Below are 19717 nucleotides of genomic sequence, written 5' to 3' on the forward strand. Positions count from 1 at the left end.
TCCCTCGCGCCGCACGGCAGCGGGCAGGCGTTGCACTCGCTCAGTAGCTGATCTTCGCCTCGGCCCGCAGTGCATCGGCCGTGGCGGTGCCGAAGCCGAAGAACTCGAGGTACGCGGGAATCATCTCGAACAGCATGTCGGTGCCCACCTGCACGGCGCAGCCCTTGTCGCGGGCGGCACGCAGCAGCGGCGTGTATTCGGACTTCATGACCACTTCGCCGACAAAGGTCGAGGCCGCGATGCGGTCCACGTCGAAGGGCAGCGGATCGCCCTCCTTCATGCCCAGCGGCGTGGCATTGACGACGAGGTCGAAGCCGGCCGGATCGTTCGAGCCGGTGGACACGGCCAGCGCCGGATAGTGCGTGCGCAGCCGCCCGGCCAGCGCTTCGGCCGAAGCCGCGTAGGCATCGAAGAGCGCGATTTCCGCCACGCCGGCCGCGGCCAGCGAGGCCGCAATTGCCGAGCCCACGCCGCCGCTGCCGGAGACCAGCACGCGCGCACCCTCGAGCACACAGCCCTTGCGCAGCACGCCGCGCACGAAGCCGGCGCCATCGAACTGGTCGCCCACCAGCGTGCCGTCGGCGCGCTTGAGCACCGCGTTGCAGGCGCCGGCGATCTTTGCCGTTGGCGTGACTTCGTCGACCAGGCCCATGGTCGTGATCTTGTGCGGCATGGTCACCAGCGCACCGCGGATGTTGGTGAGCCGGAACAGCGCGGCGAAGGTTGCCGGATAGTCCTCGGGCTTCACGCCCATCGGCACCACGACGGCGTCGATGCCCTGCTTCTCGAACCAGGGGTTGTAGATCATCGGCGCCTTGAAGCTTTCGGTGGGAAAGCCCAGGTGCGCGACGAGGGTGGTCTTGCCGGAAATCATGGAAATCGGCCCGCCCTTATTTGCGGACCTTGGCGATCTCGGCGTACAGCTCCTTGACCACGGCCTCGCCCACCAGGGCGCTGTGCTTGTCCACCACCGGCTTGACCTTGTCGCGCAGGCGCTGCATTTCGGCGGGGCTGAATTCGGTCACCTGCATGCCGGCCTTCTTCAGGTCCTCCAGCGCGGCTTGCGCCTGCCCGCGCGACGTTTCGCGCTCGAACCTGGTGGCTTCTGCGGCCGCCTCGGTCATGATTTTCTTCTCGGTATCGCTGAGGGAATCCCAGAGCTTCTTGCCGACGATCAGCGCCTGCGGGTTGTAGACGTGCTGCGTGAGCGCGAGGTGCTTCTGCACTTCGGCGAACTTCGACGTGCGGATGACCGTGTTCGGGTTCTCCTGGCCGTCGACCGCCTTCTGCTCGAGCGCCGGATAGAGCTCAGGAAAGGGCATCGGCGTGGCATTGGCGCCCAGCGCATTGAAGAGATCGATGTAGATCGGCGACTGGATCACGCGGATCTTCAGGCCCGCCAGGTCTTCCACCTTGTTGATCGGGCGCTTGCTGTTGGTCACGTTGCGGAAACCCAGGTCCCAGTAGCCCAGGCCGATGAGGTTCTTGGCCGCGAGTTCCGAGAACAGCTTCTTGCCGAAAGGCCCGTCGGTCACCGCATCGGCTTCCTGCGGATTGGCGAACAGGAACGGGAAGTCGAAGACCGCGAAGGCCTTGACCTGGTTGGAGAGGATGCCGGCGTTGAGCACGGTCATCTCGATGGTGCCGCCCTGGAGGGCCGACACGGTCTGCACGTCGCCGCCGAGCGTGCCGCCCGGGAACAGCTTGACCTGCATCTTGTTGCCCGACTTCTGCGCGACGAGTTCGCCGAACTTCTTCGCGCCCAGGGCCTGCGGATGGTCGCCCTGGTTCTGGAACGCGAACTTGATCGAACGCTCCTTGATGTCCTGCGCCACGGCGGCGGCCACGGGCAGCAGCAGTGCGATGCCGAGGCAAAGGGCCCGGGTGAGGGTCTTCTTCATGGATGGTCTCCTTGGGGATTGAGTCAAAAAAAGAAACGTGAAACGTGGGGTCAGCCGGCGAACCAGCGCATGGGCACCATCACCAGCGAGGGGAAAAATACGAGCAGGAACATCACGATGAACTGCGCCGTCATGAACGGCAGCACGCCGCGCGTCACCTCGTCCATCTTCATCTTGCCGACGCCCGCCACCACGTTGAGCACCGTGCCCACCGGCGGCGTGATCAGCCCGATGGCGTTGTTGATGATGAACAGCACGCCGAAGTACACCGGGTCGATGCCCGCGGCCTTGACCACCGGCATCAGGACAGGCGTGAGGATCAGGATGGTCGGCGTCATGTCCATGGCCGTGCCGACCGCCATCACGAGCACCATGATCGCGATCAGCAACAGGGTCTGGTTGCCCATGAAGGGCTCCAGCAGGCTGATGAGCTTGCTCGGCAGGTCGGCCACCGTGATGAGCCAGGCCGAAACCATGGCCGCCGCCACCAGGAACATGATCACGGCCGTGGTCTTGGCCGCGCTCACGAAGACCCGATAGAGCTGCGCGAAGTTCATCTCGCGGTAGACCACCATCGCAACGAACAGCGCGTAGACCGCCGCGACGACGGCCGCCTCGGTGGGCGTGAACACGCCCATCTTGAGGCCGACCAGCACGATCACCGGCAGGAACAGCGCCCAGAGCGACTCCTTGAAGGCCTTCGCGCGCTCGGCGCCGGTGGCCTTGGGCGCAGGCTGGACGTTCTCGCGCTTGGCAACCCACCACCACGCAATGGCGATGCCCGCCCCCAGCATGATGCCGGGCACGATGCCCGCCAGGAACAGCTTGCTGATCGACACGTTGGCGGCCACGCCGAAGATCACGAAGCCGATCGAGGGCGGGATGACCGGCGCGATGATGCCGGCCGAAGCGATGAGGCCCCCGGCGCGCGCCTTGTCATGGCCCGCGCGCACCATCATCGGCAGCAGCAGCGCCGCGAGCGCGGCCGTGTCCGCCACCGCCGAACCCGACAGCGCGGCCAGCAGGCAGGCCGCCAGGATGGCGACGAAGCCGAGCCCGCCGCGGCGATGGCCGACGAGCGTCAGCGCCAGGTGGACGATGCGCTTGGAAAGGCCGCCGACGTTCATGATCTCGCCGGCCAGCATGAAGAACGGCACGGCAAGCAGCGGAAAGCTGTCGGCGCCGTTCACCACGTTCTGCGCGAGGATCTGCGCATCGAACAGGTCGAGGTGGACCATCAGTGCCACGCCCGAAAGCAGCAGCGAATAGGCAATTGGAATGCCCAGCGCCATGGCGGCGAGCAGCGAGCCGAGGAAGATGAATACGGTCATTGGGGGCTCCGGCTCTCAGCGCTTGCCATGGGGGTTGCCGTCGTCGCGCCCGAGTTGCGCAAGGTCCTCCGACTCCTGCACCATCACGAGCTCCTCTTCGCCCAGCCGGCCGGTGAGCGCACGCACCAGGTCGCTCAGCAGGAACACCGCCGCCGACACCGCGAACACGATGCCCGAGGCGTAGAAGATCGCCACCGATGCGCCGGTCACCGGCGCCTCCACGTCCCAATTGATCTTTGCCTGCGCCAGGCTGCCGCTGAACAGCAGCCAGGTCGCATACAGCATGAGCAGATGGCCCACGACCAGGCAGATCTTCTTGCCCAGCACCGGCAGGCGGGCCACCAGGAAGTCGGTGCCCAGGTGCCCGCGCTCCTTGACCGCGACCGCCGCTCCCAGGAACGTGACCCACACGAACAGCCAGCGCGACACTTCCTCCGACACGGTGATGCCCGAGTTGAAGGCATAGCGAAGCACCACGTTGCCGAACACCAGCACCACCATGATGGCAAGCGCCAGCGCGATCAGCATGTCGAGCAGCTTGCAGTAGCCGTCGAAAATCCTTGTCATTGCGTCTCCTCCTTGTAAATTGGTTTCCTCTGTCAGGCCACGCTCGGGGACTGGTAGCGCAGGGGCTGCCTGATCTCTGCGGCCATGGCCGGCGGATAGATCAGCTCGCGCAGGAAATCCGCATCCTTGCGCAGCGCTTCGGCCGCATCCTTGTGGCCGAAGTACCCGAAGTAGTGCGGCATCTGCTGGATCAGCATCTCGAAGCCGGCCTGCGCATTGAGGCCGCGCGCGCGTGCCGCGCGCACCAGCGGCGTCGGCTGGTTGCGCAGCAGGATGTCGAACAGCGCGGCATGGCCGTCCATGCGCGCGACGTCCACGGGCAGCGCGTCGGCTTCGTCGAGGCCCAGCGGCGTGGCGTTGATGACGAGGTCGTAGCCTTCGGGCGCATTGCTGTCGACCGCCACCACGTTGGCGTCGAAGAAGGCGTCGAGCTTGGCCGCCACGCCGGCCGCCCTGCCGGCCGAGGTGTCGTAGAAGGCGATGTGCTCGGCGCCGTCGACCGTGCCGCCTTCGGCCAGCGCCACGCCGATGGCCGCGGCGCTCACGCCGGCGCCCAGGATCAGCACCCGCTTGCCGCGGAACGGAATGTTGAAGTGGTCGAGCGCGCCCAGGAGGCCTTCGCCGTCGAACAGGTCGCCCTCCAGCTCGCTGTTCTCGATGCGGCGCACCACGTTGACCGAGCCCGCCACGCGGCCGAACAGGCCGCAGCCGTCGAGCAGGTCGACTGCCAGCGGCTTGTGCGGCGGCGCAATCACCATGCCGCGCACGTTGCGCGCGAGAAAGGCCGACTTGAAGAACACCGCGAAATCGCGCAGCGGCACCTGCACGGGCACCAGCACCGCGTCGATGCCGAAGCGCTCGAAGGCGGCGTTGAACATCCGCGGCAGGCGTACGTTGCGCACGGGGTCGCCGGGAATCAGGTAAGCCAGGGTGCTGCCGCTGATGGAGGTGGTCATGTCTTGCCTCTTTTTTGTACGGCAATCGCTCCAGGACCATTGCCAAGGCGAACTTTAGCCACCTCTCCGTGGATTTCGCTCGGGAATCAAGCCCCAATCGATCGACAATCATCCTTGTTCGTTCGATGATCGTACATAAACAGGGTTTGTCCTGATCCGGCCGAGCCGCCGCGCCGCCCGCCGCACGGCACACTTCGGGCCATGAGCACCGATGCCACCGATCTTTCCCCCCCGCCGGCCGGCCTCGACAAGCGCGACTGGATCGCCGGGCTGGAACGCGGCGTGAGCATCATCGAAGCCTTCGACGACGCCCATCCGCGCCTCACCGCCAGCCAGGCCGGCGAACGCACCGGCATGACGCGCACGGCCGCGCGGCGCTACCTGCTGACCCTGCAGCACATGGGCTACGTGGCGAGCGACGGCAAATTGTTCTGGCTCACGCCGCGCGTGCTGCGGCTTGGGCAGTCGTACCTCGACTCGGCCCGGCTGCCGCGCATCGTCCAGCCCTTCCTGCAGCGCGTGGCCGCCGGCACCAGCGAGATCGCCTACCTCAGCGTGATGGACGGCGACGAGGTGGTCTACATCGCGCGCAACGGACCCAACCGCAGCATGAGCACCGGCTACGTGCTGGGCGCGCGGGTGCCGGCGCAGGTCACGGCCGCGGGCATGCTGATGCTCGCGCTGCGCAGCGACGCCGAGCTGGCCGGCTGGCTCGCCACGCGGCAACTGCAGGTGTTCACCTCGCACACCATCGCGAGCATGGAGCGCATGAAGCTGGAGCTCGCGCGCATCCGGGCACAGGGCTGGGCGCTGTCGGAGCAGCAGCTGGACCTCAATTCGCGCGGCATCGCGGTGCCGCTGCGCGACCGCCACGGCACGCTGGTGGGCGCGCTCAACATCACCATGCCGATGGGCCACGAAAGCTCCGAGGACGCGGTGGCGCGCGTGCTGCCGGTCCTGCGTGAAACCGCGCAGGCCATGCGCAACCTGATCTGACCGACAGCTTTCCGACAGCATCCGTGGGGCAGGATGCGGGCTTTCTTTCACACAAGCGATGGAGACAAGCACCATGTTCGACGACTTCTTCCTGAACGATCCGCAGCCCACGCGCCGCCAATGGCTGCAAGGCGGCAGCGCCCTGGCCCTGGGCGGCCTGCTGCCTTCGCTGGCCTCGGCCCAGGCCGGCTGGCCGAGCAAGTCGGTGCGCTTCGTCGTGCCCTTTGCGCCGGGCGGCAGCTCGGAGATCGTGGCGCGCTCCACCGCCGCCGAGCTCTCGCGCACGCTGGGCCAGAGCGTGTTCGTCGACAACAAGCCGGGCGCGGCCGGCAACATCGCAATGAGCGAGGTGGCGCGCAGCACCGACCAGCACACGATCATCCTCGGCCACATCGGCACGCTGGCGGTCAACCCGTTCATCTTCGCCAAGCTGCCCTACGACCCCAACAAGGACTTCAAGCCCGTGAGCCTGCTGGCCAAGGTGCCCAGCCTCTACGTGGTGCACCCCGACGTGCCCGCGAAGAACCTCAAGGAATTCATCGCCTACGCCAAGTCGAAGCCGGGCAAGCTGAGCTACGGCTCCGCGGGCAACGGCAGCGCGGGCCACCTGGCCTTCGAATACCTGAAGATGACCGCGGACGTGTTCATGCTGCACGTGCCCTACCGCGGCACCGGGCCGATGGTGACCGACCTGCTCTCGGGCCGGCTCGACGCCTCGGCCATCGGCGCCGCGGCCATCATTCCGTTCATCAAGGCCGGCAAGGTGCGCTGCATCGCCACCGGCTCGGCCAAGCGCCTGGCGCAGCTGCCCGACGTGGCCACGGTGGCCGAGCAGGGCTTCCCCGGCTTCGAGATGACGCAGTGGTACGGCATGCTCGCGCCGGCCAACATGGAGCCCGCGAACCTGGCCCGGCTCTCGGCCGAGACGATGAAGGCCGTGAAGTCGCCCGATTCGATGCAGCGGCTCACGGCCGATGCCGCCGAAGCCGTCGGCGGCACGCCCGAGCAGTTCGCGCAGTTCATCGCGGCCGAGCAGGCGCGCTGGAAGAAGGTCATTGCAAGGGCAAACATCAAGCCCGACTGACGGCGCAGCCCCTAGCATCGCGCCATGCGCATCCTGCTGGCCGAAGACGAACACACCCTGGGCACCTGGCTCTGCAAGGCGCTGGAGCATGCGGGCATCCAGGTCGAATGGGTGGACGACGGCCGGCTGGCAGACCGCGCCTTGCAGCAGCGCGACCACGACGCGCTGGTGCTCGACCTCGGCCTGCCGGGCATGGACGGCCACACGGTGCTGCAGCGGCTGCGCGAGCGCGACCAGCGGCTGCCCGCGCTGATCCTCACCGCGCGCGATTCGCTGAACGAGCGCGTGGCCTCGCTCAACGCGGGCGCCGACGACTTCCTCGCCAAGCCCTTTGCGCTGGCCGAGCTCGAGGCGCGGCTGCATGCGCTGGTGCGCCGCGCGCGCGGCGTGGAGCATCCGCGCCTGGCCTGCGGCCCGCTCGCGTACGACGGCGCGCGCCGCCAGTTCGTGCTGGGCGGCGAGGCGCTGGCGCTGTCGCCGCGCGAACAGGCGGTGCTGCGCGCGCTGGTGCAGCGCAGCGGCGAACCGCTGTCCAAGCAGCAGATCCTCGACCGCGTGTTCTCCGACGACGACGAGGTGCATCTGGAAGCTGTCGAGGTGCTGGTCTACCGGCTGCGCAAGCGGCTCGACGGCAGCGGCGTGCGCATCGTGACGCTGCGCGGCCTGGGCTACGTGCTGGAGACCGAGTGAGCATTGCGGCTCGCCTGCGGCGCGCAAGCCTGTGGCAGCGGCTCGCGCTGCTGCTGTTCCCTGCCCTGCTGCTGGTGACCGGCATCGAGCTGTGGATGACGCGGCACGACGCGCTGGCCGCCGCCAATGCGGCCTACGACCGTTCGCTGCTCGGCGCGCTCAAGTCGATCGACGCCAACATCTCCACGGCCTCGGGCGGCCTCTCGGTCGAGCTGCCCTACACGATGTTCGAGTTCTTCGAGCTCACGGCCAGCGGCCAGGTGTTCTTTCGCGTGGCGACCTCCGACGGGCTGGTCGAACTCGGCAGCGCCGACCTGCCCGCGCCGCCCGCCACGCTGGCCATGGGCGTGCCGGCCTTCTACGACGCGACCTACTTCGGCGAGTCCGTGCGGCTGGCGGCCTACCGGCGCGACCTCGACCGCGCGCCGGCCGGCAGCACCGGACGCAGCGTGCTGATCCAGGTGGGCGAAAGCACGCGCTCGCGGCAGGAGTTCACCGCACGTTTTGTCCGCAGCGCCGCGCTGCGCGACGGGCTGGTGCTGGCGATGCTGCTGTGCGGCACCGCGCTTGCGCTTGCGGCGGCGCTGCGGCCGCTGTCGAGGCTGGCGCGCGAGGTGCAGGCCCGCACGCCGGACGACCTGACGCGCATCGCGGAGGCCGACCTGCCGGCCGAGGTACGCCCGCTCGTCGCAGCGGTCAACCAGCAGATGTCGCGCACGCAGGAACTGGTGGCGCAGCAGCGCCAGTTTCTCGACGATGCATCCCACCAGCTGCGCACCCACCTCACCACGCTGCAGATGCAGGCCGACTACGCGAAGCGCGAGCAGGACCCGGCGCAGGTGCAGGCCACGCTCGATGCGCTCGGCACCGAGATCGGCCGAGCGACGCGCAGCGCGCAGCAGCTGCTTGCGCTGGGCCGCAGCGACACGGTGGCGGTGGAACCCGCCGAATTCGACCTTGCGGCGCTGCTGCGCGAAGTGGCCGTCGACCTGCTGCCGCTCGCGCGCGCCAAGCGCATCGACCTGGGCATCCATGCGCCCGCGCCGGAGTTCTTCGCGGTGGCGGACCGCGGGCTGCTGCGCGAGGCGTTGAGCAACCTTGTGGCAAACGCCGTCGCCTACACGCCGGCCGAAGGCACGATCACGCTCTTCGCGGCGGGCGATGCGGCGGGCTGGAGCCTCAACGTCGAAGACGACGGTCCGGGCCTGAGCGGCGAAGAGCGCGCCGCGCTGGGCCAGCGCTTTCGCCGCGGCGCCCGCGCGGGCAAGGGCGGCTTCGGCCTCGGCCTGGCCATTGCACTCTCCATCGCGCAGCGGCACCGGGGAGAGCTGCGGCTCGAGGCACGCGAGGCAGGCACGGGCCTGCATGCGATCATCTGGTGGCCTCGGCCGGCCGCCAGCTAACCGGGCGCACACAGCCCATGCCGATCCCCTCTGCTACCCGCCGCCGTGCGCTTCGCGCACTGTCGGCATTGCTGCTGCCCGGAAGTCTTCGCGCCACTGCGGCCTCGGCCAACGATCCGTCCGAGGCCGCGGCGGATTGCATCATTCCCGCCAAGGCCGGCGGCGGCTTCGACCTCACCTGCGCCCTCGCGCGCGATGCGCTGCAGGCAGTGCGCCCGAGGCGTCCGCCATTGGGCCAGCGCTACCTGCCGGGCGGCATCGGTGCGGTGGCCTTCGACCGCATTGCCACCGGCCGGCTCGGCGGGCCGGGCACGCTGGTGGCGTTCTCGAGCGGCTCGCTGCTCAATCTTGCGCAAGGCCGCTTCGGGCCGCACCCGCCTACGGCGGTGCGCTGGATCGCCACGCTCGGCACCGACTACGGCGTGATTGCCGTTCACCGCGACTCCCCCTACAAGCGCCTGCCGGACCTGATCGCCGCCCTGCGGCAGGAGCCCTCGCGCGTGGCCTTCGGCGCGGGCGGCACGGTCGGCAGCCAGGACTGGGTGAAGGCCGCACTGCTGGTGCGCGCCGCGGGCCGCGACCACCGGGCCATGCGCTTCGTGTCCTTCGAAGGCGGCGGCGATGCGCTGGGCGCGCTGCAGGGAAGGCACGTCGATGTGTTCCCGGGCGATGCAGCCGAAGCGCTGCAGGCCATTGCGGGCGGCGCGGCGGTGCGCCTGCTGGCCGTGCTCTCGCAGGCGCGGCTGGGCGGCGCGCTCGCCGGCGTGCCGACCGCGCGCGAGCAAGGCGTGGACATCGTCTGGCCGACCGTGCGCGGCCTGTACCTGAGCGCGAACGTGCCCGATGCCGCCATGCGCGCCTGGACCGCGGCCTTCGCCGAAGCCACGGCCGCACCCGGCTATGCGGCGCTGCGCGAACGGCACGGCCTTTATCCTTTTGCGCTCACCGGCGCCGCGCTCGACGACTACGTGCAGGCGCGCATCAAGACCTACCAGGCGCTCGCGGACGAACTCGGACTGCGCCGCTGGAAGCCCTGAGCACACGAAGCAGCACCGGCCGATGCCGCATCCCGTCAGCGGCCGGCCCCTGGGCGCGCTCACGCCAATGGGCGGGGCAGTGATCTTCTCCGTAGCGGTTTCGAGACGGATTCCGTCAAGACGCATGGCGCAGGCCTACAGATGCGCGCGGTCCCTGCCGTTTACAACGGCTGGACACGAGTACGGAGCCTGCGCCATGAGCCTGCAACACAGGATCGACACCTTCAAGCCGCGCAAGGCCTCGCCGTCCCGCGGCGGCTCCGAACGGTACTGGGCCCCGTGCCTGGCGGTGGCGCTGGTGGCGGTGTCTCTCTTCTACGTGACGTTGAAAGACCTGGTGCACGAGAACGCGGCGCGCACGCCGGCTACGCCACCTGCGGTCATGCCGGCCTATGTCGAGGCCATCCAATCGGCCGGCCGCCTCGGGCTGCCGAATTCGGTGAAACGTTCATCGGTGGAGCCGGCCATGCCGGTGTTCCATCGCGCATCGCCGGCGAATGCGAACTTCGAAGCTCCCGTCGAGCCCGCCAAGGCGGCACCCGCCATCACCGTGGTGAGCAAATGCCTCATGCCCGAGGGTAACGCGATCTATTCCGACGGCCCCTGCCCCGAGGGAGCCAGCGCGAGCACGCTGCGGCTGCCGCGCGACCTGCACGCGTCGGCGAGCCAGTGAGCGCAGTCAGGCGGTGGGGAGCAGGAATTCCTCGGCGGTGAAGACCGTATGGAAAACGGTCCCGTCGAACATGTCGAAGAGGGCCTTGGACGCTTCGCGGCTTTCGTAGCGAACGGGTGAATCGAGAGCGCGCGCGATGTCTTCGCGGGTCGCGTAGCGGATGGACAGCACCATCGCGAGCTCGGGATCGCCCACATCGCTTTCCAGCTGGCGCAGCACGCGCACTTCGAGCGCGCCGGGAAAGCGGGTCCACAGCGGCACAAGCGTCTCGTGCACGTGGCGGTCGAAAGCCTGCTCCATGCCGGGCTTGACCCGCCCCTTGAAAAACGCGCAGCGGATGAACATGATTTTTCGTTTCCTTGATTGAGTTCGACAGGATGGGAATCGGCGCGTGTTCAGCCGCGGGCATAGCCGTCGAACTGCCGCATCATGGCCGCGGTGTCCTCGGGCCCGAGGCCGGCCGCCACGAAGGTGCGATGCAGCTCCGAGACGATGCCCGCAAGCGGCAACGGCAGCCGTTGGCCTTGCGCAAAACCCTGGACCGCCTCGAGATCCTTGAGCATGTTGTCGATGCGGCCGGTGGGCGTGTAGTCGCGCGCGGCCATCTTGGGACCGAACTCGCGCAGGATCTGGCTGTCGGCGCGGCCGCCGGCGAGGGCCGCGGGCAGCTTCGAGGCATCGACGCCGCCGGCTTCGGCGATTCGCACCGCCTCGGCCACGGCCTGGAAGCCGATGGCACACAGCAGCTGGTTGACCAGCTTGGTGGTCTGCCCGGCGCCGCTCTCGCCCATGTGGGTGTAGTTGGCGCACAGGCTGTCCATGACGGCGCGGGCGCGCGTCACGTCCTCCACGCTGCCGCCCGCCATCACCGTCAGTTGCCCGAGCAGCGCCTTGGGCGCGCCGCCCGAGAGCGGCGCATCCACGAAGCCCATGCCCGTGCGCTCGCGCAATGTCTGCGCGAGGCGGCGCGTGGACGGCGGATCGATGGAGGACATGTCGATCACCAGCCGCTGCGCGTCCGCCGGCGCATCGGCCACGCCGTTTTCGCCGAACAGTGCGCGCTCGACCACGGCGGCCGCGTTGAGGCTCGTGATCACGAAGTCGCTCGCGGCCGCTGCGTCGGCCGCGGTGGGAGCGGCATGGGCGCCCTGCGCCTGCAGGGCCTGGACCTTGGCCTTGTCGGGATCGAACACGCTCACTGTGTGCCCGCATTCGAGCAATCGGCGCGCAATCGCCGAGCCCATGATGCCCACGCCGATCACGGCGATGCGCTGGCGGTTGAATGTCATGGTCAGAGGCTGGCGGTGATGCCGCCGTCGACGTAGAGGATGTGGCCATTGACGAAGCTCGAGGCATCCGAGGCCAGGAAGATGGCCGCGCCGCCCAGCTCCTGCACATCGCCCCATCGTCCGGCCGGCGTGCGGCCCGAGAGCCATGCGGTGAAGGCTTCGTCGTTCACCAGCGCCTCGGTGAGTTCGGTCTTGAAGTAGCCGGGGCCGAGGCCGTTGACCTGGATGCCGTGCTTGCCGAGATCGATCGCCATGCCCTTGGTGAGCATCTTCACCGCGCCCTTGGTGGCGGCGTAGGGCGCGATGTTGGGCCGCCCCAGTTCGCTCTGCACCGAGCAGACGTTGATGATCTTGCCGCGCTTGCGCTCGATCATGCGCTGCGCCACGAAGCGGCCGACGAGGAACACGCTGTCGATGTTGGTGGTGGTGATCTTGTGCCAGGCATCGATCGGAAACTCCGCGAAGGGACCGCGATGCTGCATGCCGGCGTTGTTGACGAGGATCTCGATCGGGCCGATCTCCGCTTCGATGCGGGCCACGCCGGCTTCCACGGCAGCGGCGTCGGTGACGTCGAAGGACACGGCCTCGGCTGCCACGCCCTGGGTGCGCAGCGCATCGCGGGCCGCGGTGAGCGAAGCGGCATCGCGCGCATTGAGCACGACGCGAGCGCCGGCCGCACCGAGCGCCGCCGCCAGCGCGAAGCCGATGCCCTTGCTGGAGCCGGTGATGAGGGCGATGCGCCCGGACAGGTCGAACAATTTCAAGAAAAGCTCCTTGGGGAGGAAAGCGGATGCGGGATGGGTGTGTGACAGTCCTTTCAAGTTACCGGTATCTTGAATTGTCGTCAATGGGTGAAACCTGTATTCCATCTCTCCCTTGCGGCCTCTAGAGTTACCGATATCATATTTGCGATTCACCGCAGGAGAACCGTTTGACCGCTGCCACCCCATCCCCGCACGTGCTGATGCCCGGCACCTACCCCGAATGGGACATGGCACCCCTGCGGTCGCAGTACACGCTGCACCGCCTGTGGGAGGCACCCGACCGGCAGGCCTTCATCGCCGAACATGCGCCGAACATCCGCGCGGTCGCCACGCGCGGCGAACTGGGCGCGAACGCCGAACTCATCGCCGCCCTGCCCGCTCTCGAACTGATCGCCTGCTACGGCGTGGGCACCGACGGCATCGACCTTGCGGCCTGCCGCGCCCGCGGCATCCGCGTGACCAACACGCCCGACGTGCTCAACGGCGACGTGGCCGACCTCGCTGTCGGGCTCACGCTGGCATTGCAGCGGCGCATTCCCGCGGGCGATGCCTTCGTGCGCAGCGGCGCCTGGGCCAACGGCGGCATGCCGCTGACCACGCGCGTCTTCGGCCAGCGCATCGGCATCGCGGGCTTCGGCCGCATCGGCAGCACCATCGCGCGGCGGCTTTCGGGCTTCGAGATGGAGCTGGGCTACTTCAGCCGCACGGCGCGCGAGGACAGCCCGCATCGCCACTTCGGCAGCCTCGCGGCCATGGCCGAATGGTGCGACGTGCTGATCGTCATCCTGCCCGGCGGCGAGGCCACGCGGGGCATCGTCAACGCGGAAGTGCTGCAGGCGCTGGGGCCCAATGGCTGGTTCGTGAACGTGTCGCGCGGCACCACGGTGGACGAAGGCGCGCTGCTGCAGGCGCTCGAGCAGCGCAGCATCGCAGGCGCGGCGCTCGACGTGTTCCAGAACGAGCCGCGCATCGACCCGCGCTTTGCGGCGCTCGACAATGTGGTGCTGCATCCGCACCATGGCAGCGGCACCGAGCAGACGCGCCGCGCCATGGGCGAGCTGGTGCGCCGCAACCTGCAGGCGCACTTCGGCGGCCTGCCTCTCATTACCCCCGTGGCCTGAAGGAGAAATTCCATGCGTATGCGTTGTATGTGCCTCGTGATCCATGCCCCCGACGACCTGCGGCTGGAGGAACAGGACGCGGGCGAGATCGGCCCGGGCCAGGTGCTGGTGAAGGTCGGCATGGGCGGCATCTGCGGCTCCGACCTGCACTACTTCCACAACGGCGGCTTCGGCACGGTGCGCATCAAGGAGCCGATGGTGCTGGGCCACGAGGTGGCCGGCACCGTGGTGGCGACGGCGCCCGGCGTCGACAGCGTGCGCATCGGCGACAAGGTGGCCATCAATCCGAGCCGCCCCTGCGGCGCCTGCAAGTTCTGTCTCGAAGGCCTGCCCAACCAGTGCCTGGAGATGCGCTTCTACGGCAGCGCCATGCGCATGCCGCACGTGCAGGGCGCATTCCGCAACATGCTGCTGTGCGAGGCCACGCAATGCGTGAAGGTGGCGGACCACGTGCCGCTGCGGCTGGCGGCGCTGGCCGAGCCGTTCTCGGTCGGGCTGCATGGCGTCTCGCGCGCAGGGCCGCTGCTGGGCAAGCGCGTGCTGGTGTCGGGCTGCGGGCCCATCGGCGTGCTGGCCATTGCGGCGGCGCGCGTGCATGGCGCGGCCGAGATCGTGGCCACCGACGTGGTCGACGAACCGCTCGCGATTGCACGCGCCATCGGCGCCGACCACGCCATCAACGTCGCGCAGGACAAGGCCTGGGTGTCGCGCTATTCGGCCGACAAGGGCACGTTCGACGTGATGCTCGAATGCTCGGGCAACGAGCGTGCCCTGCGCGACGGGCTCGAGGTGATGCGCCCGCGCGGCGTGGTGGTGCAGCTGGGCCTGGGCGGCGACGTGAGCATTCCGCAGAACATGGTGGTGGCCAAGGAGCTCAGCATCTGCGGCTCGTTCCGCTTCCATGCGGAATTCGCGCTGGCGGTGCGGCTCATCAACGAAGGGCGGGTCGACCTGTCGCCGGTGGTGTCGCACACCTTTCCGATGCTGCAGGCGCGCGAGGCTTTCGAGCTGGCGAGCGACCGGAAGCAGGCGATGAAGGTGCTGATCGATTTTGCGGACGCCGGGGAAGCCGCAACCGCCTGAGTCCGCGCGGGAGCGGGCTCAGGAACTCTCGCGCTGGGTGATCTGGAACGGGATCAGCACCGTTTCCGGCGGTGGGCGATGGCCGTCGACGGCACCATCCATCACGCGCAGCAGCAGCTCGCCGGCCGCCTTGCCCAGGCCCACGCAATCCACCGCCACGGTCGTGATGCGCGGGTGCGAGGCGCGCGCGACCTCGAAGTCGCCGAAGCCCGCGATCGCGATGCGGCCCGGCACCTCCCAGCCGCGGCGCTGGCATTCCATCAAGGCGCCGAACGCCGACAGGTCGGACACGCAGAGCACCGCGTCCACGTCGGGCCACTGGCGGATCAATTGCGCCACCGCTTCGCCGCCCTGCGCCATCGAGATCGGCGGCTGGCCGAAGCTGATCACGCGGCCGTCGGGCAGGCCGAGTTCGCGGATCGCCTGCGCATAGCCGCGCTGCCGGTCGGCCCCGCGCGTGTCGCGGTTCGAGGTGCCGCCGATGAAGGCGATGCGCCGGTAGCCCTGTCCGTGCAGGTGCCGCACCATCGCGCCGGCCGCCTCCGCATTGGAGAAGCCGACCGTGTGCTCGATGGGCGTGGCGGGCAGGTCCCAGGTCTCGACCACCGGCACGCCCGCCGCTTGCAGCATGGCGCGCGCGGCGGGGGTGTGCGAGCCGCCGGTGAGGATCACGCCTTCGGGCCGGCGCGCGAGCATGGCGCGCAGCAGGCGCTCCTCGTTCTCCACGCGGTAGTCGGTATAGCCCAGCAGCACCTGCAGGCCGCGCGCTTCGACGGCCGCGGTGATGCCCTGCGCGGTTTCGGAAAAATTGGAGTTGTTGAGCGACGGGATCAGCACCGCGATGAAGCCCGAGCGCTTGCTGGAGAAGGTGCGCGCGGTCTGGTCGATCACATAGCCCATCTCCTCGCAGGCCTGCAGGATGCGCTGGCGCAGCGCCTCGGAGGTCGCGCGGTCGCTGCCCGCGCTGCGGTTCAGCGCGCGCGACACCGTCATCTTCGAGACGCCGACGCGCGCGGCCACGTCGGCCATTGTTGCCGGGCGGGACGGGGGGGCGGGGGCTTTGGTCGGGGGCAAGTGCTCTCTCTGGAATGGGCTTGAGGATATGCGAGGGATTCGATGGATACCGATAACGAAAATTTCGCATCCGGATCGGATCTTCCGATGTCCGGCATGGTGGAAATTCTAGAGTGACGCCAGACCGCACTCCTGTTCGGGAAAAGCCTAGGTTACCGGTATCACACTCGATGCCAGACTTCGGCCATGACCATCGAAGTCTTCGACGCCCGTTTCGCACCCGTGGTCCATGGCGCCCCGCCGCTCGAACGCCTGTGCACCGGGGCGGCATGGAGCGAAGGCCCGGTGTGGATGCGCGAAGACGGCGCGGTGCTCTGGAGCGACATTCCCAACAACCGCATGCTGCGCTGGCACGCCGACACCGGCATGAGCGTGTGGCGCGAAGGCGTGGAGTTCACCAACGGCCACACGCGCGAGGCCGATGGCGCCCTGCTCCATTGCTCGCACGGCCGGCGTGCCATCGTGCGCACCCGCTTCGGCCCGGGCTTCGTGCCGCTGGCCGACGAGGTCGTGGTCGACCGCTACCAGGGCCGGCGCCTCAACTCTCCGAACGACGTGGTCGTGAAGCGCGACGGCAGCATCTGGTTCACCGATCCGCCCTACGGCATCGTCTCGGACCATGAAGGCCACAAGGCCGAGAGCGAACTGGGCTGCAACCATGTCTTTCGCTTCGACCCCGCCACCGGTGCGCTGCGTGCGGTGAGCGACTTCATCGAAGAGCCGAACGGCCTGGCCTTCTCGCCCGACGAAAGCATCCTTTATGTGAGCGACACCTCGGCCGCATTGCGCACCGACGGCTCGGGCCACCACCACATCGTCGCCTTCGACGTGATCGGCGGACAGGACCTCGCCAACCCGCGCGTGTTCGCCGTGGTGAACCCGGGGCTCTCCGATGGCTTTCGCGTCGACGTGAACGGGTTCCTCTACACGAGCAGCGCCGACAGCGTGCAGGTCTACCACCCCGACGGCACGCGCATGGCGCGCATCGCCGTGCCGGAAAAGGTGGGCAACCTCACGTTCGGCGGCAGCGGCGGCAGCGACGGCAACGCGCTCTACGTGTGCGCCTCCACTTCGCTCTATCGCATCCGCCTCCACACGCGCGGAGCGACCTGCCCATGAGCGCGCCCCTCCTGCAATTCCAGTCCCTCTGCAAACGCTTCGGCGGCACGCAGGCCGTGGACCACGTGACGCTCGATGTGCGCGCCGGCGAAATCCTCGCGCTGCTCGGCGAGAACGGCGCGGGCAAATCCACGCTCATCAAGCTGCTCGCGGGCATCTATCCCGCGGACCAGGGCGAGATTCTTTTCGACGGCCAGCCGCAAGCCGCCTGGCGGCGCACCGACCGACGCGAGCAACCCGTCGCCTTCATTCACCAGGACCTGGGCCTTGTCGAATGGATGACCGTGGCCGAGAACGTGTGCCTCGGCACCGGCTACCCTCGCCGCTTCGGGCTCATCGACTGGTCCGCCGCGAACGACACCGCACGCCGCGTGATGGCGCGCGTGGGCTGCGACATCGACCCCGGCCGCCGCGTGTTCTCGCTCACGCGGGCCGAGAAATCGTTGCTCGCCATCGGCCGTGCGCTCGAAGTCAAGGCGCGCCTGCTGGTGCTCGACGAGCCCTCGGCCAGCCTGCCGATGAGCGACGTGGAGCGCATGTTCGGCGTGCTGCGCGAACTGCGCCGGCAGGGCATGGCGATGCTCTACGTGTCGCACCGGCTCGACGAAGTGATGGCCATCTCCGACCGCGCAGCCGTGATGCGCGACGGCAAGCTGGTGGCGGTGAAGACCACGGCGCACACCAACGAAGGCGAACTGGTCGGCCTGATCGTCGGCAAGGCGCTCTCGGCCTCGGTGCCCAAGGCGAACGTTCCGGCAGCAAGCGCACCGGTGCTGCAGCTGGACGGCGCGGCCAGCGGCAATGCCGGCCCGCTGAGCCTCTCTGTGCACCGCGGCGAAGTGCTGGGCCTCGTCGGCCTGCGCGGCGCGGGGCACGAGGCCATCAGCCGCGCGATCTTCGGGCGCGAGCCCTTGTCGGCCGGCCGCATGCGGCTGCTCGGCGGCGAATGCGATTTCACCCGCCCCGCCGATGCCATTCGCGCGGGCGTGGCCTATGTCGCCGGCGAGCGGCTCGAAGAAAACCTCGCCGGCTCGATGACGGTGCTGGAGAACCTGTTCCCCAACGCCGCGCTGCATGGTGATCGCGGCCTGGCCTTCGACCGTCCGCGCCGCGAGAACAACAGCGCGCTCGCATTGATCCGCCGCTTCGACATCAACCCGCCCGCGCCGTCGGCCGAGGTGCAGCAGCTCTCGGGCGGCAACCAGCAGAAGGTGGTGCTGGCGCGCTGGTTCCACCTGGACAAGCCGCTGGTGGTGCTCGAGGAGCCCACGGCCGGCGTCGATGTCGGCGCCAAGCGGCAGATCTACGGCGTGCTGCGCGAGCGCGCGGAGGCCGGCACCGCGCTGGTGGTGGTCTCCACCGACTTCGAGGAAATCGCGACCGTGTGCACCCGCGTGCTCGTCTTCCGCGACGGGCTGATCGCCGCCGAACTGACGGGCGAGGCGATCACGGTGGAAAAACTTTTGGCATTGGCAGCAGGCGCCGCCGTGGCGCACGAGGAAATTTCCGCATGAGCAGTTCGATCAAATCCACCGCCCTGGAGCCCGACAAGTCGCTCGACGGCGAGGCCGTTTCCTTCGCGCAGCGCATCGGCCGCGCAATGCCGGTCTATGGCCTCGTGGCGCTGATGGCGGGCCTCGCCCTGCTGTTCTCGCTGCTGCTGCCCGACACCTTTCCAACGCTGTTCAACCTGCGCGCGATCCTGGCCGACAAGTCGGTGATCGCGCTGCTGGCGCTCGCCGCGACCATCCCGATGATCACCGGCAAGATCGACCTCACGGTGGGCTACGGCATCGTGCTGTGGCACATCCTCGCGATCAGCCTGCAGACGCAGTTCGGCTTGCCGTGGCCGGCCGCGGTGCTCATCGTGTTGCTGTGCGCGGCGCTCTTCGGCGTGCTCAACGGCCTCCTGGTCGAGCTCGCGCAGATCGACTCCTTCATTGCCACGCTGGGCACCGGCACCGTGATCTATGCGGTCGCGATGTGGCACAGCGGCGGACGCCAGGTGGTGGGCGACCTGCCCGAGGGCTTCGTCGGCATCGCGGGCGGCAGCCTGCTGGGCCTGCCCGTCGGCGCGTTCTACGTGCTCGCGGTGAGCGTCACGCTCTGGGTCGTCACCGAGTTCACGCCGCTGGGCCGCGCGCTGTACGTGATCGGCGCCAACCCGAAGGCGGCGCAGCTCAACGGCATCGCGGTGCGCAAGCATGTGATGGGCGCCTTCGTCGCCTCGGGCCTGCTCTCGGGCTTTGCGGGCGTGCTGCTCGCCTCGCGCCTGCAGATCGGCCAGGCCAGCGTGGGGCTCGAATTCTTGCTGCCGGCGCTGGTCGGCGCCTTCCTGGGTTCCACCACCATCCGGCCCGGCCGGGTGAACGTGTGGGGCACGCTGGTGGGCGTGGCGATCCTGGCGATCGGCATCTCGGGCATCCAGCAGTTCGGCGGTGCCTTCTATGTCGAGCCGCTCTTCAACGGGCTCACGCTGCTGGTGTCCATCGGCATCGCGGGCTGGGCACAGCAGCGGCGCAACCGCTCGATCAAGCGGCGCATCGCCGAGCGCCAGCTCGACCATGCGCAACAACCGATTCCCTCAACGCCGTCGAAGTGACGGTTCACCGCAACGACTGGAGACAAG

At 68.7% G+C, this 19717-nt stretch carries 20 protein-coding genes; 11 read left to right on the forward strand and 9 right to left on the reverse strand.

Translation table 11 applies throughout. The annotated features are described in order from the left end of the window. Positions 1-40: 40 nt before the first annotated feature. Genes AC1DMS_RS05715 through AC1DMS_RS05735 form a run of 5 tightly spaced genes read right to left on the reverse strand, consistent with a single transcriptional unit; the run spans position 41 to position 4755 of the window. The gene (locus AC1DMS_RS05715; RefSeq protein ID WP_018905578.1) at positions 41-874 is read right to left on the reverse strand and encodes a shikimate dehydrogenase family protein; all 834 of its coding nucleotides are present in this window, start codon (positions 872-874) and stop codon (positions 41-43) included. Positions 875-890: 16 nt separating this feature from the next. Continuing rightward, complete coding sequence (locus AC1DMS_RS05720) at positions 891-1901, reverse strand: TRAP transporter substrate-binding protein (RefSeq protein ID WP_012748424.1); 1011 nt, start codon at positions 1899-1901, stop codon at positions 891-893. 50 nt (positions 1902-1951) lie between these two features. Further along, on the reverse strand, positions 1952-3232 hold the full coding sequence (locus AC1DMS_RS05725) for a TRAP transporter large permease subunit (RefSeq protein WP_012748425.1): 1281 nt from the start codon (positions 3230-3232) through the stop codon (positions 1952-1954). A 15-nt stretch (positions 3233-3247) separates the two neighbouring features. Then, positions 3248-3799 carry a TRAP transporter small permease gene (locus AC1DMS_RS05730; protein ID WP_012748426.1) on the reverse strand — a complete coding sequence of 184 codons (552 nt, stop codon included), beginning with the start codon at positions 3797-3799 and terminating at the stop codon, positions 3248-3250. A 32-nt stretch (positions 3800-3831) separates the two neighbouring features. Continuing rightward, a complete protein-coding gene (locus AC1DMS_RS05735) occupies positions 3832-4755 on the reverse strand; it encodes a shikimate dehydrogenase family protein (protein WP_012748427.1) in 924 nt (307 codons plus the stop codon). A gap of 201 nt (positions 4756-4956) precedes the next feature. On the opposite strand from AC1DMS_RS05735, the gene AC1DMS_RS05740 reads away from it, so the two are divergent. From AC1DMS_RS05740 to AC1DMS_RS05765, 6 genes are all read left to right on the forward strand, one after another. Continuing rightward, positions 4957-5751, forward strand: a complete 795-nt coding sequence (locus AC1DMS_RS05740; protein WP_018905576.1) for an IclR family transcriptional regulator domain-containing protein — start codon at positions 4957-4959, stop codon at positions 5749-5751. 73 nt (positions 5752-5824) lie between these two features. After that, positions 5825-6835: a Bug family tripartite tricarboxylate transporter substrate binding protein gene (locus AC1DMS_RS05745; protein ID WP_012748429.1), complete on the forward strand. Its 1011-nt coding sequence runs from the start codon at positions 5825-5827 to the stop codon at positions 6833-6835. 24 nt (positions 6836-6859) lie between these two features. Next, a complete protein-coding gene (locus AC1DMS_RS05750; RefSeq protein WP_012748430.1) occupies positions 6860-7525 on the forward strand; it encodes a response regulator in 666 nt (221 codons plus the stop codon). Beyond that, positions 7522-8928: a sensor histidine kinase gene (locus tag AC1DMS_RS05755; protein WP_478180796.1), complete on the forward strand. Its 1407-nt coding sequence runs from the start codon at positions 7522-7524 to the stop codon at positions 8926-8928. Before AC1DMS_RS05750 ends, AC1DMS_RS05755 begins: the two co-directional genes overlap by 4 nt. Before the next feature lie 17 nt (positions 8929-8945). Next, positions 8946-9965 carry a tripartite tricarboxylate transporter substrate-binding protein gene (locus AC1DMS_RS05760; protein ID WP_478180797.1) on the forward strand — a complete coding sequence of 340 codons (1020 nt, stop codon included), beginning with the start codon at positions 8946-8948 and terminating at the stop codon, positions 9963-9965. 196 nt (positions 9966-10161) lie between these two features. Beyond that, the gene (locus tag AC1DMS_RS05765; RefSeq protein ID WP_478180798.1) at positions 10162-10638 is read left to right on the forward strand and encodes a hypothetical protein; all 477 of its coding nucleotides are present in this window, start codon (positions 10162-10164) and stop codon (positions 10636-10638) included. Between the two features lie 6 nt (positions 10639-10644). Here the strand turns inward: AC1DMS_RS05765 and AC1DMS_RS05770 are convergent, their stop codons facing one another. Genes AC1DMS_RS05770 through AC1DMS_RS05780 form a run of 3 tightly spaced genes read right to left on the reverse strand, consistent with a single transcriptional unit; the run spans position 10645 to position 12691 of the window. Then, positions 10645-10983 (reverse strand): putative antibiotic biosynthesis monooxygenase, encoded by a 339-nt coding sequence (locus AC1DMS_RS05770; RefSeq protein ID WP_478180799.1) that lies wholly within the window; start codon positions 10981-10983, stop codon positions 10645-10647. Positions 10984-11033: 50 nt separating this feature from the next. Next, positions 11034-11927, reverse strand: a complete 894-nt coding sequence (locus tag AC1DMS_RS05775) for an NAD(P)-dependent oxidoreductase (RefSeq protein WP_478180800.1) — start codon at positions 11925-11927, stop codon at positions 11034-11036. Positions 11928-11929: 2 nt separating this feature from the next. Beyond that, positions 11930-12691: an SDR family oxidoreductase gene (locus tag AC1DMS_RS05780; RefSeq protein WP_412511307.1), complete on the reverse strand. Its 762-nt coding sequence runs from the start codon at positions 12689-12691 to the stop codon at positions 11930-11932. Positions 12692-12858: 167 nt separating this feature from the next. Between AC1DMS_RS05780 and AC1DMS_RS05785 the strand changes: the two genes are divergently transcribed. Both AC1DMS_RS05785 and AC1DMS_RS05790 read left to right on the forward strand, forming a co-directional pair. Beyond that, positions 12859-13812, forward strand: a complete 954-nt coding sequence (locus tag AC1DMS_RS05785; protein ID WP_018905573.1) for a 2-hydroxyacid dehydrogenase — start codon at positions 12859-12861, stop codon at positions 13810-13812. 12 nt (positions 13813-13824) lie between these two features. Continuing rightward, a complete protein-coding gene (locus tag AC1DMS_RS05790) occupies positions 13825-14895 on the forward strand; it encodes an L-idonate 5-dehydrogenase (RefSeq protein WP_012748438.1) in 1071 nt (356 codons plus the stop codon). Positions 14896-14913: 18 nt separating this feature from the next. Here AC1DMS_RS05790 and AC1DMS_RS05795 read toward each other — a convergent pair whose 3' ends face one another. Then, positions 14914-15924 carry a LacI family DNA-binding transcriptional regulator gene (locus AC1DMS_RS05795; RefSeq protein WP_062366636.1) on the reverse strand — a complete coding sequence of 337 codons (1011 nt, stop codon included), beginning with the start codon at positions 15922-15924 and terminating at the stop codon, positions 14914-14916. 231 nt (positions 15925-16155) lie between these two features. Here AC1DMS_RS05795 and AC1DMS_RS05800 point away from each other — a divergent pair, with 231 nt between their 5' ends. The 3 genes from AC1DMS_RS05800 to AC1DMS_RS05810 are packed head-to-tail and all read left to right on the forward strand — an operon-like array spanning position 16156 to position 19690. Next, complete coding sequence (locus AC1DMS_RS05800; protein ID WP_478180801.1) at positions 16156-17088, forward strand: SMP-30/gluconolactonase/LRE family protein; 933 nt, start codon at positions 16156-16158, stop codon at positions 17086-17088. Beyond that, positions 17085-18602 (forward strand): sugar ABC transporter ATP-binding protein, encoded by a 1518-nt coding sequence (locus AC1DMS_RS05805; protein ID WP_478180802.1) that lies wholly within the window; start codon positions 17085-17087, stop codon positions 18600-18602. Before AC1DMS_RS05800 ends, AC1DMS_RS05805 begins: the two co-directional genes overlap by 4 nt. Continuing rightward, positions 18599-19690 carry an ABC transporter permease gene (locus AC1DMS_RS05810; RefSeq protein WP_478180803.1) on the forward strand — a complete coding sequence of 364 codons (1092 nt, stop codon included), beginning with the start codon at positions 18599-18601 and terminating at the stop codon, positions 19688-19690. Before AC1DMS_RS05805 ends, AC1DMS_RS05810 begins: the two co-directional genes overlap by 4 nt. Positions 19691-19717 lie beyond the last annotated feature (27 nt).

Source organism: Variovorax sp. 05T418 (assembly GCF_056396385.1).